This window comes from Pseudomonas sp. COR18, assembly GCF_048568395.1.
In the GTDB taxonomy this organism is placed as follows: Bacteria; Pseudomonadota; Gammaproteobacteria; order Pseudomonadales; family Pseudomonadaceae; genus Aquipseudomonas; species Aquipseudomonas fuscovaginae_B.
This window is the reverse complement of the sequence record NZ_CP183808.1, coordinates 2,178,695-2,192,731: the sequence shown is the minus strand read 5'-3', so window position 1 is coordinate 2,192,731 and position 14,037 is coordinate 2,178,695. Positions and strand designations below refer to the sequence as shown.

At 62.6% G+C, this 14,037-nt stretch carries 14 protein-coding genes; 5 read left to right on the top strand and 9 right to left on the bottom strand.

Features of this window, described 5'->3' with window-relative positions; genetic code table 11:
• Nucleotides 1-26: 26 nt before the first annotated feature.
• A complete protein-coding gene (locus ACM62G_RS10100) occupies nt 27-1,322 on the bottom strand; it encodes a murein hydrolase activator EnvC family protein (RefSeq protein WP_054058005.1) in 1,296 nt (431 codons plus the stop codon).
• A 139-nt stretch (nt 1,323-1,461) separates the two neighbouring features.
• Nucleotides 1,462-2,997, bottom strand: coding sequence for a 2,3-bisphosphoglycerate-independent phosphoglycerate mutase (gpmI, locus tag ACM62G_RS10095; RefSeq protein ID WP_054058004.1), 1,536 nt, complete (start codon nt 2,995-2,997; stop codon nt 1,462-1,464).
• 148 nt (nt 2,998-3,145) lie between these two features.
• Here gpmI and ACM62G_RS10090 point away from each other — a divergent pair, with 148 nt between their 5' ends.
• Genes ACM62G_RS10090 through secB form a run of 3 tightly spaced genes read left to right on the top strand, consistent with a single transcriptional unit; the run spans nt 3,146 to nt 4,337 of the window.
• Complete coding sequence (locus ACM62G_RS10090; protein ID WP_419737089.1) at nt 3,146-3,559, top strand: rhodanese-like domain-containing protein; 414 nt, start codon at nt 3,146-3,148, stop codon at nt 3,557-3,559.
• Between the two features lies 1 nt (nt 3,560).
• Nucleotides 3,561-3,815, top strand: coding sequence for a glutaredoxin 3 (grxC, locus tag ACM62G_RS10085; protein ID WP_054058002.1), 255 nt, complete (start codon nt 3,561-3,563; stop codon nt 3,813-3,815).
• 42 nt (nt 3,816-3,857) lie between these two features.
• Complete coding sequence (gene secB, locus ACM62G_RS10080; RefSeq protein WP_419737088.1) at nt 3,858-4,337, top strand: protein-export chaperone SecB; 480 nt, start codon at nt 3,858-3,860, stop codon at nt 4,335-4,337.
• Between the two features lie 78 nt (nt 4,338-4,415).
• Here secB and ACM62G_RS10075 read toward each other — a convergent pair whose 3' ends face one another.
• Nucleotides 4,416-4,880 (bottom strand): tRNA (cytidine(34)-2'-O)-methyltransferase, encoded by a 465-nt coding sequence (locus ACM62G_RS10075; RefSeq protein ID WP_054058000.1) that lies wholly within the window; start codon nt 4,878-4,880, stop codon nt 4,416-4,418.
• Between ACM62G_RS10075 and ACM62G_RS10070 the strand changes: the two genes are divergently transcribed.
• On the top strand, nt 4,879-5,319 hold the full coding sequence (locus tag ACM62G_RS10070) for a DUF2283 domain-containing protein (protein WP_054062057.1): 441 nt from the start codon (nt 4,879-4,881) through the stop codon (nt 5,317-5,319). The two genes, ACM62G_RS10075 and ACM62G_RS10070, sit on opposite strands and share 2 nt — an antisense overlap.
• Before the next feature lie 718 nt (nt 5,320-6,037).
• Here ACM62G_RS10070 and ntrC read toward each other — a convergent pair.
• The 6 genes from ntrC to glnA all read right to left on the bottom strand — a co-directional run bounded on the left by ntrC (nt 6,038) and on the right by glnA (nt 12,205).
• Nucleotides 6,038-7,474, bottom strand: coding sequence for a nitrogen regulation protein NR(I) (gene ntrC / locus ACM62G_RS10065; protein ID WP_054057998.1), 1,437 nt, complete (start codon nt 7,472-7,474; stop codon nt 6,038-6,040).
• Nucleotides 7,471-8,556, bottom strand: coding sequence for a nitrogen regulation protein NR(II) (gene glnL, locus ACM62G_RS10060; protein ID WP_054057997.1), 1,086 nt, complete (start codon nt 8,554-8,556; stop codon nt 7,471-7,473). The genes ntrC and glnL overlap by 4 nt, the downstream gene beginning before the upstream one ends.
• A 247-nt stretch (nt 8,557-8,803) precedes the next feature.
• On the bottom strand, nt 8,804-9,442 hold the full coding sequence (locus tag ACM62G_RS10055) for a DUF4124 domain-containing protein (RefSeq protein WP_416771392.1): 639 nt from the start codon (nt 9,440-9,442) through the stop codon (nt 8,804-8,806).
• A 7-nt stretch (nt 9,443-9,449) separates the two neighbouring features.
• Nucleotides 9,450-9,977: a DUF4124 domain-containing protein gene (locus ACM62G_RS10050; RefSeq protein WP_054062059.1), complete on the bottom strand. Its 528-nt coding sequence runs from the start codon at nt 9,975-9,977 to the stop codon at nt 9,450-9,452.
• Nucleotides 9,978-10,042: 65 nt separating this feature from the next.
• Nucleotides 10,043-10,603 (bottom strand): chorismate mutase, encoded by a 561-nt coding sequence (locus ACM62G_RS10045; RefSeq protein WP_273822643.1) that lies wholly within the window; start codon nt 10,601-10,603, stop codon nt 10,043-10,045.
• A gap of 195 nt (nt 10,604-10,798) precedes the next feature.
• The gene (glnA, locus tag ACM62G_RS10040) at nt 10,799-12,205 is read right to left on the bottom strand and encodes a glutamate--ammonia ligase (RefSeq protein WP_054057993.1); all 1,407 of its coding nucleotides are present in this window, start codon (nt 12,203-12,205) and stop codon (nt 10,799-10,801) included.
• A 332-nt stretch (nt 12,206-12,537) separates the two neighbouring features.
• Here glnA and thiI point away from each other — a divergent pair, with 332 nt between their 5' ends.
• Complete coding sequence (gene thiI / locus ACM62G_RS10035; protein ID WP_419737087.1) at nt 12,538-13,992, top strand: tRNA uracil 4-sulfurtransferase ThiI; 1,455 nt, start codon at nt 12,538-12,540, stop codon at nt 13,990-13,992.
• The last annotated feature ends 45 nt before the right edge of the window (nt 13,993-14,037 follow it).

Genomic DNA, 14,037 nt, shown 5'->3' with positions numbered 1-14,037 from the left:
ACGAACTCCTAAATAAGGTACGGCGCCTATCCTTGCGCGCGACACCATTGGGCCGGATCACTCGGGTGACCCTGCTGACGTATAGCGAAATACAACGCCGGTGCCTCCTGACCGCCACTGTTGCCTACAGTAGAGATCGACTCACCGGCTTTTACCACATCCCCGGCCGATTTAAGCAGGGTCTGGTTGTGGCCATACAAACTCAGGTAGCCGTTGCCATGATCCAGGATCACCAGCAAACCGGCACCGCGCAGCCAGTCGGCGAACACCACGCGCCCCCCATGCACGGCATGCACCTGGCTGCCGGCGGCGGCACCGATCATCACGCCGTCCCACTTGCTACGGGCGTCATCACCGCGGGTTTCTCCGAAGCGCGCCAACAATCGACCATCAACTGGCCATGGAAGTTTGCCGCGGGCTGCAGCAAAAGGGCCGCCAAAGGATTCTCCGGCGCTGGAAACCAGTGGGCCGGGCGTCGAGCGCGGCGGTTTTCGCGGGCTGTCGTCATCACGATCGGCCAGGGCCTGGGCCTCACGCTGGCGCTTTTTTTCCGCTTCCTGCTGGGCGAGCAGCGCTTTCTGGCGCGCTTCCTCCGCCTCACGGGCCTGGCGTGCCAGGGTTTCCTCGATGGTCTTCAGGACTTTCGACAGGTCGGCCTGGTCCTGTTCGCGGGCGGCGAGCTTCTGGTCGCGGTCCTTCACATCCTGGTTGAGCTTGGCCAGGGCGGCCTGGCGTTCCTGGCGGACTTTCTCCAGCTCTTCACGCTGGCTGTCGAGGTTGCCTTTCTGCACCAGCAGTTGTGCCTGCTGCAGGTTGATATCCTTTTCGACATTGGCCAGCTGGCGCAGGGTTTCGTTGAAGTTCTTCAACTGCTCCAGGCGCGCCTGGCTCAGGTAGTCGTAGTAGGTGAGGGTGCGGGCGAATTTTTCCGGATTCTGCTGGTTGAGCAGCAGCTTGATGTATTCCTGGCGGCCGCTCTGGTAGGCGGCGCGGGCCTGGATGGCGATCAGGTGTTGCTGTTCAGTGCGCGCGCTCTGGAGTTTTTTTTTCTCCCCGTCGAGCCGCTGCAGTTCGCTCTCGCTCTTCTTCAGCTCTTTCTGCAGGGCTTCGACCTGCTTTTCCAGCTTGCCCATCTCGGTTTCGGTGCCGCGCAGGTCTTTCTGTACGCCGGACTTTTCTTCCTGCAGCTTGCCCAGCAGCTTCTTCAGCTCGGCAATGTCCTGGCGCGTGGCCTCCAACTGCTGTTGGGTTTGCGCGCGCTCGTCGGCGAAGGCCGGTTGGAACAGGCAGATCAGGGCTAGGGCGATAAGGGCGCGAAGCATGGGGCGGGCAGCACCTGGAAACGGGACGGCCTAGTATGCCCGCCATACGTTGTAAAAAAAACGTCCAAAAGCGGTTGCTTTCAGGCGTTTCCGATAAAGAGGTAGGCCGACAGCACGCTGTCGGCCGGATTTTCAGCTTTTAACGGTCCGTCAGGATCGAAGTACCGGTCATCTCCGCGGGCTGTTTCAGGCCCAGCAGCTTGAGCATGGTCGGCGCCACGTCCGCCAGCACGCCGCCTTCACGGACCTTCAGGTCGCGCTTGCCGTAGTAGATGAACGGCACCGGCTCGGTGGTGTGGGCGGTGTGGGCCTGGCCGGTGCACTCGTCTTCCATCTGCTCGACGTTGCCGTGGTCGGCGGTGATCAGCGCTTCGCCGCCGACCTTTTCCAGGGCGTCGACGATCCGTCCTACACACAAATCCAGGCATTCCACAGCCTTGACGGCTGCCTCGAACACGCCGCTGTGGCCGACCATGTCGCCGTTGGCGTAGTTGACCACGATCACGTCATAACGCAGGTTTTCGATGGCCTCGACGATGCGGTCGGTGACTTCCGGCGCGCTCATCTCCGGTTGCAGGTCGTAGGTGGCGACTTTCGGCGACGGGATCAGGATGCGTTCCTCGCCCGGGAACGGCTCTTCGCGGCCGCCGGAGAAGAAGAAGGTCACGTGGGCGTATTTTTCGGTCTCGGCGATACGCAACTGGGTCTTGCCGTTTTTCGCCAGGTAGTCGCCCAGCACGTTTTCCAGGCTGCCCGGCGCGAAGGCCGATGGCGCGGGAATGCTGGCGGCGTACTGGGTGAGCATGATGAAGCCGGCCAGCTTGGGCTGACGGGCGCGCTCGAAGTCCTTGAAGTCGTCCTCGACGAACACCCGGGTCAGCTCGCGGGCGCGGTCGGCGCGGAAGTTCATGAACACCACGGCGTCGCCGTCCTCGACCTTGACCGGCTCGCCGATGCGGGTGGCCTTGACGAATTCGTCGCTTTCACCGCGCTCGTAGGCGGCCTGCAGGCCTTCCTGGGCGGTGGCGGCGTGGAATTCGGCCTGGCCGTCGACGATCAGGTTGTAGGCCTGGGCCACGCGGTCCCAGCGGTTGTCGCGGTCCATGGCGAAGTAACGGCCGATCAGGCTGGCGATGCGGCCCTTGCCCAGGGTGCGGAAGGTTTCATCCAGCAGCTCGATGGACGACTCGGCGCTCTTGGGCGGCGTGTCGCGGCCGTCGAGGAAGGCGTGCAGGTAGATCTTCCGCGCGCCGCGCTTGAAGGCCAGCTCGGCCATGGCGACCAGGTGGTCCTGGTGGCTGTGCACGCCGCCGTCGGACAGCAGGCCGAGGATATGCACCGCCTTGTCGGCGGCCACGGCCTGGTCCACGGCCTTGCAGATGGTCGGGTTCTCGAAGAACTCGCCGTCGCGGATCGCCTTGGTGACGCGGGTGAAATCCTGGTACACCACCCGGCCGGCGCCGAGGTTCATGTGGCCGACTTCCGAGTTGCCCATCTGCCCGTCCGGCAGGCCGACATCCATGCCCGAGCCCGAGATCAGGCCATGGGGCATGCTGGCGGTGAGGCGGTCGAGCACCGGTTTCTTCGCCGAGTAGACGGCGTTGTAGTCCTGGCGCTCGCTGTGACCGAAGCCATCCAGGATGATCAGGACCAAAGGTTTAGGCGTGGCAGTCATAGATCCCACTCGCGGCTGGATTGAAAGAACATGGAAAAAAGAGTCGCAGTTTAAAGGCAAGTTCAAACGCAGTCACCGCCAGGCGGGGTTTGGCCCACCTTGACGGCTGTGTATACTGGCCGACATTTTAACGCCCTGGAACCTCCTGATGGTCGATCATCTGATTGCATTTGCCACTAACCACTACCTGCTGACCGGTGCCTTCGTCCTGCTGCTGGCCCTGCTGATCGCCCATGAGATGAGCCGCGGTGGCGCCAGCCTGAGCACGGCGCAACTGACTGCGCTGGTCAACAAGGACCAGGCCGTGGTGATCGACCTGCGCCCGAGCAAGGAGTTTGCGGCCGGCCATATCGTCGGCGCGCTGAACATTCCCCAGGACAAGCTGATGGCCCGTATCGGCGAGCTGGAAAAACACAAGGCCAAGACCCTGATTCTGGTCGACGCCCAGGGCCAGCATTCCGGGACCCACGCCCGTGAACTGCTCAAGTCCGGTTTCACCGCGGCCAAGCTGTCCGGCGGCATTTCCAGCTGGAAAGTCGACAACCTGCCATTGGTGAAGTGACATGAGCCAGGTTGTCGTCTACTCCAGCGATTATTGCCCTTACTGCTCGCGCGCCAAGCAACTGCTGGCGAGCAAGCAGGTTGCCTTCGAAGAGATCAAGGTCGATGGCAAGCCACAGGTGCGTGCCGAGATGGCGGACAAGGCCGGGCGTACGTCCGTGCCGCAGATCTGGATCGGCAGCCGGCACATCGGTGGCTGCGATGACCTGTACGCCCTCGAGCGCGCCGGTAAACTCGACGCATTGCTCAACGCCTGATTCCGAAACCCTTAAAGACCTGAAGATCAAGAAGGATCTGCCATGACTGACCAACAGAACACCGCTGCCGACGAAGAAGGCCAACCGCAATTCTCCCTGCAGCGCATCTACGTGCGTGACCTGTCCTTCGAAGCTCCGAAAAGCCCGGCGATCTTCCGCCAGCAGTGGGAGCCGAGCGTCGGCCTGGATCTGAACACCCGCCAGAAAGCCCTGGAGGCCGACTTCCACGAAGTGGTGCTGACCCTGTCGGTTACCGTCAAGAATGGTGAAGAAGTTGCCTTCATTGCCGAAGTTCAGCAGGCAGGTATCTTCCTGATCAAGAACCTCGACGCGGCTTCCCTGAGCCACACCCTGGGCGCGTTCTGCCCGAACATCCTGTTCCCGTACGCGCGTGAAGCGCTGGACAGCCTGGTGACCCGTGGTTCGTTCCCGGCGCTGATGCTGGCTCCGGTGAACTTCGATGCGCTGTACGCGCAGGAACTGCAGCGCCTGCAGCAGGAAGGTTCGCCGACCGTCCAGTAAGGACGTGGCCCTTGTGGGGCCTTTGCCGGTTCCCACAAAAAAAGCGCCTTTGCGGCGCTTTTTTTGTGCGACCAAGGTTCACACGGACCCGGCAAAACCCAATTGGCGCCAGCCCTCGTAGACCGCCACCGCCACGGTGTTGGACAGGTTCAGGCTGCGGCAGCCTTCGCGCATCGGCAGGCGCAGGCGTTGTTCGCCTGGCAGGCTGTCGAGCACTTCGGCGGGCAGGCCACGGCTTTCCGGGCCGAAAATAAAGGCGTCGCCCTCGGCGAAGCGGGTATCGTGGAACGGCCGCGAGCCTTTGGTGGTAAAGGCGAACAGTCGCGGATTGCCCAGGCTTTCCAGGCAACTGGCCAGGTCCGGGTGGACCTTGAGCGTGGCGTATTCGTGGTAGTCCAGGCCGGCGCGCCGCAGGCGCTTGTCATCCAGTTCGAAGCCGATGGGCTCGATCAGATGCAGATGGCAGCCACTGTTGGCGCACAGCCTGATAACGTTGCCGGTATTCGGCGGAATTTCTGGTTGGAAAAGGATGACGTGAAACATGCACGGCTCCGCAGATGAAGATGGGCAGCATTCTACCCCCGAAGAGGACCCGCGGCCGAAGCTAATGCTGCGGGTGATGGGCGCCCTGGCGATTTTCGGGGTGATGGTGGGGTTGATGATCGGTCGCCTGACCAATCCCGAACCGGCGCAGTTGCAGCAGGTCGACGCGGCGGACGATGCGCTGGTGGTGTGGTTCTCCAGCGAACCGAAGGTGCATGGCGAGCAGGTGGATGGCACCGTGGCGCTGCTGTTCGATGCCGAGGGCAAGGCCCAGGGTGGTCGCCTCAAGGTTGCCGGCAAGGACGCCAACTGGCGCTTGCGCCTGACTGACAAGGGGGTGTTGCTGACCCTGGTGGCCGCACGGCCCTTGCAGGGTGAGTGGGCCGGGGCCAAGGTCGATGGGCGCTGGAGACTGTCGATCAGTCTCCGCGAGGAATAAAAGAGGGAATCTCCGGCCTGCCTGTACCAAAGCTCCCTGAACGGTTCGGGACCCGTCGCCTTGAGCGGGGCGAGTCCCGGCGGTTAAAGAGGGAATCCCTGGCCTGCCTGTACCAGGGCTCCCGAAACGGGCGGGGCTCGTCGCTACCAGCGGTATGAGCCCCGGATGTAAAGAGGGGAGTCTCGGCCTGCCTGTACCGAGGTCCCCGAAACAGCTGGGATTTGCCCACTCTGGGAGGAGCGGATCCCGGGTCAAAGCTGGAGATTCCCGGCCTGCCTGTACCGGGGTCTCCAAAACTTGTGGGACCCGTCGCTCTGAGCGGTATGAGTCCCGGATGTAAAGAAGGGGATTCCCCGGCCTGCCTGTACCAAGGTCCCCAAAACTGGGTAGTACAGGGGTTATTGCAGAGGGCGTGCCAGCTTTGGAAAAATGCTTCAAGTTGTGTGCGAAATTTTTCTGAAGTGGCTGGAGGCCCCGAAATCCGGGACTTCTTCCGAAAAAATGTGCGCTGGGCTGGAGAGCGGGCGGTTCTGAAAGCTGCCCGATGGCGGGTCAGGGTGCATTCTCATGGTGCGTCGGGGAGGGCATGGCCGCCAGCAGGCTCTGTTGGAGCGGGCTTGTCCGCGAATAGGCCCGCAAGCCTTGCCCTGTTCTTCACAGCCAGTAAAAAGCCCCCAGCAGCGAGACTGCAGGGGGCTTTTGTTCGACGCGAGGGGGATCAGGCTTCTTCGCTGTCCTCGTCATCCCCACCATCGACCTTCATGCCCAGCTCCTTGATCTTGCGGGTCAAGGTGTTGCGGCCCCAGCCCAGCAGCACGGCGGCGTCGCGGCGGCGGCCGGCGGTGTGCTTGAGTGCGGTCTCGATCATGATCCGCTCGAAGCTCGGCACGGCGCTGTCGAGCAGGCTCGACTGGCCCCGGGCGAGCGCCTGGTCGGCCCACTGGCGCAGGGCCTGCTCCCAGTTGGTGACGGGTGCCGAGTCCTGCGGCAGGTTCAGCAGCTCCGGCGGCAGGTCGCTGATATGCACCTCGCGCCCGGACGCCATGACGGTGATCCAGCGGCAGGTGTTCTCCAGTTGGCGCACGTTGCCGGGCCAGGGCAGGTTCTTCAGGTATTCCTCGGTTTCCGGCTTCAGCAGCTTGGGTTCCACCGACAGTTCCTGCGCCGCCCGGCCGAGGAAGTGCTTGGCCAGGGTCGGAATATCCTCGCGACGATCCGAGAGCCGCGGGATATGGATACGAATCACGTTCAGGCGATGGAACAGGTCTTCGCGGAATTTGCCGGCGTGCACCAGGGTTTCCAGGTTCTGGTGGGTCGCGGCGATGATTCGCACATCGACCTTGACCGGGGTATGGCCACCGACCCGGTAGAATTCGCCGTCGGCCAGCACCCGCAGCAGCCGGGTCTGGGTGTCCGCCGGCATGTCGCCGATCTCGTCGAGGAACAGCGTGCCGCCATCGGCCTGTTCGAAGCGTCCGCGGCGCAGGTTGGCCGCGCCGGTGAAGGCGCCTTTCTCGTGGCCGAACAGTTCCGACTCCATCAGGTCCTTGGGGATCGCCGCCATGTTCAGCGCGATGAACGGCGAGGCGGCCCGTGGACTGTGGCGGTGCAGGGCGTGGGCGACCAGTTCCTTGCCGGTACCGGATTCGCCGTTGATCAGCACGGTGATGTTCGAGTGGCTGAGGCGCCCGATCGCACGGAATACCTCTTGCATCGCCGGTGCTTCACCGATGATTTCCGGGGTGCGGGTCAGGGTCGGCGGCGCATCCAGGCCCTGTTGTTCCTGGGCGTGCTGGTTGGCGCGCTTGACCAGCGAGACGGCCTCGTCGACGTCGAACGGCTTGGGCAGGTACTCGAAGGCCCCGCCCTGGTACGAGGCGACTGCGCTGTCCAGGTCCGAGTGGGCAGTCATGATGATCACCGGCAGGCGTGGGTGCTGCTCGCGGATCCGGGCGAGCAGGTCCAGGCCGCTGGCGCCGGGCATGCGGATGTCGGAGATGATCACGTCCGGCTGCTGACGGGCCAGGCGGCTCATGACGCCATCGGCACTGTCAAAGCTCTGGGTGGTCATGCCTTCCTGTTGCAGGGCTTTTTCCAGGACCCAACGGATAGAACGGTCGTCATCGACGATCCACACGGTTTCACTACGGCTCATGTCGATGTGGCTCCTTGTTCCAGGGGCAGGAAGATCGAGAACGTGGTATGGCCGGGATGGCTGTCGCACTCGATCAGGCCCTGATGCTGGCTGATGATGTTCTGGGTAATGGCCAGGCCCAGCCCGGTACCGTCGGGGCGACCGCTGACCATTGGATAGAAGATGGTTTCCTGAAGTTCGGCAGGAATGCCCGGGCCGTTGTCGATGATCTCGATCTTGGTCACCAGGCGGTGGCGAATGTGGCCGATGGTGAACTGGCGAATGGCCCGGGTACGCAGACTGATGCGGCCCAGGCGCAACTCGTTCTGGCTGCTGATGGCCTGCATGGCGTTGCGGACGATGTTGAGCACGGCCTGGATCATCTGTTCGCGATCGATCAGCAGGTCGGGGATGCTCGGGTCGTAGTCGCGCACCAGAGTGATGCAGCCCTGGCTCTCGGCTTCCACCAGGCTGGAGACCCGCTCCAGCACTTCGTGGACGTTGGTCATGGCCAGCGAGGGCAGCTTGTTCGAGCCAAGCATGCGATCCACCAGGTTTCGCAGGCGATCGGCCTCCTCGATGATGACGTTGGTGTAGTCCTTGAGGCTTTCCTCCGGCAGTTCGCGGGCCAGCAACTGGGCGGCGCCGCGGATCCCGCCGAGGGGGTTCTTGATTTCGTGGGCGAGGCCGCGCACCAGCATCTTGGTGGTTTCCTGCTTGGACAGCTGGGCCTCTTCCTTGGTGATGCGCAGCAGCCGGTCGCGGGGGTGGACCTCCAGCAGCAGCAGGGTTTCGCCCTGGCTGAGGATCGGCGTCACGGCGTAGTCGACGGTCAGGGTCTGGCCGGTCAGGGCGGTCAGCATGGCTTCGCGCTTGGTGAACGGATGCGCCTGCTCGACCGCCTGGCGCAGGGAGTTCAAGGCCTCGGTCGACTCGGTGAACAGCTCGCTGATGAACTGACCGTGGCTGCGCTGGCCGCTGATGGCGAGCAACATTTCGGCCGCGGGGTTCATGTACTCAAGGCGCAGTTCGGCGTTGAGCAGGATGGTCGCGGTGGTCAGGTTGTCGAGTAACAGTCTGTGCAGGGCATCGCTGATGGTCATGGGGACCTCTTTTGGAGCATGTCAAACGGGAGTGGTCCCGTTTGTGCGCGAACAAGGCGCCGATATGGGGAAAATGCAAAAACCAAACCAAGGCTCCGAAAAGAAGCGCAAACAGTCTGAAGTGCCCATTTCAGGCTCGATTGAGTGGCGTTCTGCCGGCTACGACAGGTGATTTCGAACCAAAATGGGATCGAGCCCGAGTGAGGAGGTAGTTTAGTGCACCGATTTGGTGCTTTTGTGATCCAGGTTACAGAAACGGCAGGATGCCGCTCTTTTCTTCCTCGGGTTTGTCTGCCAGCGGACATTCCGGGCGCTGGCCGTAGTCGGCCGTTTGGCAGGGGCGGGCCTGGCGTTTCTGGCTGAGAGACATGCGCACCATATGGAAGGGCTGATTGGCGGTGCGCTCGGCAATGCGGCCCTGTTCGTCGAGGATTTCCACCGCGAGCTGGTGGGTGCCACGATCGATGTTTTCCAGGGCGAAAACCGGGCTGGTGCCGGCGGCTCCGGTGGGCTTGCCGTCGAGCAGCAGGCGGTAGCCATGGCCGGGCTGCAGTCCCGGTTCGCTGGTGACGCTGACGATCAGGTTGCCCTCGGCGCTGCGCACCGTGGCATCCGGGTCGGGCACCAGGACGCGGACCATCTGGTAGTGAAAGATCGGCCCGGGGCTCGGGCTGGCCTTGCTGGTGGCAGGTGTTGCCGCCTGGCTGCGGGGATGGGCCGACATGCGGTTGCTCGGCGCCAGCGGCACCCGTGTCGCACCCTTGTGGGGCTGGTCGGTGAAGACCCGGTTACCCTGGCTGTCGATGTAGGTGTAGACCTCGGCCGCGGCTGGCAGGGTGACCAGCGATAATGCCAGGCCCAGCACCCGAATGAATGATCCGCTCATGAACGACTCAAGGCTTGTGCACCCGCTGGACGGTGAAGGTCACGGCAGGGCTCTGCTGTACGACCTTCTCGCCCTCCAGGGCCTGTACGCCGAGGGTGTGTTCGCCACGGTCGACATTCACCAGTTGCAGGCGCGGGACGTTGCTCGGCTGGCCGTAGGGTGCACCATCGAGCAGCAGTCGCAACAGATGCTGGCGTTGCAGGCGCGGCTCGATCTTCACGCCGACGGTGAACGTCCCGTTGTTGGCGCGCAGGGCCTCTTCGGTCGGGATATCCGTCAGTTCGAGGGTGTTGTACGGCGCAGCGTTTTCCTGAGGGGCGGCCGGTTGCGCGGCGACTGGCCGGGCTGGCGCCGGTGTGCCCGGCTTTTGCGTCTCGACGCTGTTGAGCGGCGGCAGTTCCACGGTCTGGGCGGCCATGCCGTCGGGCGGCTGGCTGCTGTAGGCGGTGTTGCCGTTGGCATCGGTGTACTTGTAGATCTGCGCCGACACCGGCAGGGCGAAGGTCAGCAGCAGATAGAGCAGGGGTCGACCCATGGCGGCTCCCGGTGAAGGTCCTGGTCGTGACAAGCTGTCAGCATAGAGCAGAACCGCCGGTCCTTTCACTGTGGGTGCAGGCACAATTCGCCCACGGCGCGCACCAGGGCCAGGTCGTGGATGTTGTCGAAGGCCAGGTCGCGGCGGGCCTGGCTCAGCCAGGCCGGGCATTGCGGGTCCTGCCGATGGGGGGCGAACGCGGCGTATTGCTTGAGCAGCTTGACCTGCAACTGATCCATCACCGGGCGGATCTGCGTGACCAGGTCGGGTCGGGCGATCACCGGAGCCTTGCCGGCGTTGCGCCATTTGGCCAACAGGGCGTACTGCACCAGCTTGTTCGCCTCGATCTGTGCCGCGATGAACTGGCCGACCTCTTCCGGCTTGAGCTGGTAGGCCTGTGCCTGTTCCCGGGCGTTGGCGATCACCTGCTGTTCGCGGGTGCTGTCCTCGACCGGTTTGCCGCTGTCCCATTTGGTCAGGGCTACCTGGTTGGCGATGGTCAGGCGCTCGCTGATGGTCTGCAGCAGCGGTGCCAGGCTGTCCGGTGCGGGTGGGCTGGCGGCCAGCGCGCTGGTGCTCAGGCAGGCGGCCAGCAACAGGCTGGCGATACGGTTGTTCGGTGACATGGTGGGCTCCGGCTTTTCCGGTGGTGGAGGCAGGGGCCAGAGTTAACGCCACAAGACGCTGCGCACGCCAGTGCATTTTCATGAAAATGCTACCCCCGGCGTCCGGGTTTTCCATCACCCATGAAAAATGCCCCGTCTCTTTCGAGGCGGGGCATTTTTGCAGGTTGTGCCTGCTTGCGCAGGCACGGCCGGATATCAGACGCTGTAGTACAGGTCGTATTCCAGTGGGTGTACGAAGGTGCGGACCTTGATTTCTTCTTCGCTCTTGAGCTCGATGTAGGCGTCGATGAAGTCGTCGCTGAAAACGCCGCCCTTGGTCAGGAACGCACGGCCCTTGTCCAGCTCTTCCAGGGCTTCTTTCAGGCTGCCGCAAACCTGTGGGATTTCCTTGGCCTCTTCAGGCGGCAGGTCGTACAGGTTCTTGTCGGCGGCATCGCCTGGGTGGATCTTGTTCTGGATACCGTCCAGGCCGGCCATCAGCAGGGCCGCGAAGGCCAGGTATGGGTTGGCAGCCGGGTCCGGGAAGCGGGCTTCGATACGGCGCGCTTTCGGGCTGGAAACGTAAGGGATACGGATCGAGGCGGAACGGTTGCGAGCCGAGTAGGCCAGCATTACCGGAGCTTCGAAGCCTGGTACCAGACGCTTGTAGGAGTTGGTCGACGGGTTGGTGAAGCCGTTCAGGGCCTTACCGTGCTTGATGATACCGCCGATGAAGTACAGGGCGGTGTCGGACAGGCCGGCATAACCTTCGCCGGAGAAGGTGTTCTTGCCTTCTTTGGCGATGGACAGGTGAACGTGCATGCCCGAGCCGTTGTCGCCGTACAGAGGCTTCGGCATGAAGGTGGCGGTACGGCCGTAGGCGTCAGCCACGTTGTGTACGCAGTACTTCAGGGTCTGGACTTCGTCGGCCTTGGCCACCAGGGTGTTGAACTTCACACCGATTTCGTTCTGGCCGGCGGTTGCCACTTCGTGGTGGTGAACTTCGACCACCAGGCCCATTTCTTCCAGTGCGTTACACATGGAAGTACGGATTTCGTGGTCGTGGTCGCACGGAGGAACCGGGAAGTAGCCACCCTTGACGGCCGGACGGTGGCCCTTGTTGCCGCCTTCCACGTCCTGGTCGGTCATCCAGGAGCCTTGTTCGGAGAAGATCTTGAACATGGAGCCGGAGATGTCGGACTTGAACTTGACCGAGTCGAAGATGAAGAATTCAGGCTCCGGACCGACGAAAACGGTGTCGCCGATACCGGTGGACTTCAGGTATTCCTCGGCGCGACGGGCGATGGCGCGTGGGTCGCGGTCGTAGCCTTGCATGGTCGAAGGTTCGATGATGTCGCAAACCAGGATCAGGGTCGGCTCTTCGGTGAACGGGTCCAGCACCGCGGTGCTGTCGTCCGGCATCAGGATCATGTCGGAGGCTTCGATGCCTTTCCAGCCGGAAATGGAGGAACCGTCGAACATCTTGCCGATTTCGAAGAAATCGTCATCCAGCGCATCGCGAGCTGGCATGGTCACGTGGTGCTGTTTGCCTTTGGTGTCCGTGAAGCGCAGATCAATCCATTTAACGTCATGATCTTTGATGAGTTGAACCGACTTCGACATGGTGTCCTCCGGGTGGCTTCGGGCTGGATAGTGGAGTAGCCCTGAAATAGTAGTGATGCCGGCGCGAATACTCGGCCAAGGCAACCTGCCTCACAAGGGAGCAAATTGCATGCCAGTGCCCCGTGATGGGTTTTTTGCCCCAATCTCAAGCGTTCCAGCCAGGGTAGGAGAATTTTCGGGCATTCGCTGCACCTTTGTGGTGCCGAAAAATATCGATTCGACCTTTTTTGGTGCGCAGAAAACCGTCCGTACAATAACTGGTCAAACCTTGAGCAATTTCCGCTATAATCCGCGCCCCACTTTTTTCGGCCGGCCGTTCGCGCGCTGTTTTCATGAAACTAATCGTAAAAGTCTTCCCCGAAATCACCATCAAGAGCCGCCCTGTCCGGACGCGCTTCATTCGTCAATTGGCGAAGAACATCCGTGCCGTGCTCAAGGACCTGGATCCGGCCGTGGTGGTGAATGGCGTGTGGGACAACCTCGAACTGGAAACCGCGCTGACCGATCCGAAGGCCCTGCAGGAGTTCAAGGCCCGCCTGTGCTGTACGCCGGGTATCGCGCACCTGCTGCAGGTCGACGAATACCCGCTGGGCGACTTCGACGACATCACCGCCAAGTGCCTGCAGCACTACGCTGACGTGCTGCCGGGCAAGATCTTTTCCGTGCGCTGCAAGCGCGGTGGCAAGCACAGCTTCAGTTCCATGGACGTCGAGAAGCATGTCGGCAGCCGCCTGCGGCGTGAATGCGGTGCCGCCGGGATCTCCCTGAAGGACCCGGAAGTCGAGGTGCGGATCGAGATTCGCGACCAGCGGCTGTTCGTCATCCACGGCCAGCACGAGGGCCTCGGCGGCTTCCCGCTGGGCTCGGTGGAGCAGACCGTGACCCTGATGTCCGGTGGCTTCGACTCCACCGTCGCCGCCTACCAGATGATGCGCCGCGGCCTGATGACCCACTTCTGCTTCTTCAACCTGGGTGGCCGCGCCCACGAGCTGGGGGTGATGGAAGTCGCCCACTACCTGTGGAAGAAGTACGGCAGCTCCCATCGCGTGCTGTTCATCAGCGTGCCGTTCGAGGAAGTGCTGGGAGAAATTCTCGGCAAAGTCGATAACGGTCATATGGGCGTAGTATTGAAGCGTATGATGTTGCGTGCGGCGTCGGCGATGGCCGAGCGGCTGCACATCGATGCGCTGGTCACCGGCGAGGCGATTTCCCAGGTTTCCAGCCAGACGCTGCCGAACCTGTCGGTGATCGACTGTGTGACCGAGAAGCTGGTGATCCGGCCGCTGATCGCCAGCCACAAGCAGGACATCATCGACCTGGCCGACCAGATCGGCACCGGCGATTTTGCCCGGCACATGCCCGAATACTGCGGGGTGATTTCGGTCAACCCCAAGACCCACGCCAAGCGCTACCGCGTGGAGCACGAAGAGAAAGCGTTCGACATGGCGATCCTCGAGCGTGCGCTCGAACGCGCCAGGCTGGTCTCGATCGATCACGTGATCGACGAACTGGGCCAGGATCTGCAGATCGAAGAGGTCAGCGAGGCGCTGGCGGGTCATATCGTCCTCGACATCCGGCATCCGGATGCCCAGGAGGACGATCCGCTGGAACTGGCTGGCATCGAGGTACAAACGATGCCGTTCTATGCACTGAATGCTCGTTTCAAGGAACTGGACCCTACTCGCCAGTACCTGCTGTATTGCGACAAAGGCGTGATGAGTCGCCTGCATGCCCACCATCTGCTCAGTGAGGGGCATGCCAATGTGCGCGTTTATCGACCGAGCTAAGTGCCCGGGGCTGTTTGCCTGTGGCCTGCGTCACCGGCCCCCCGA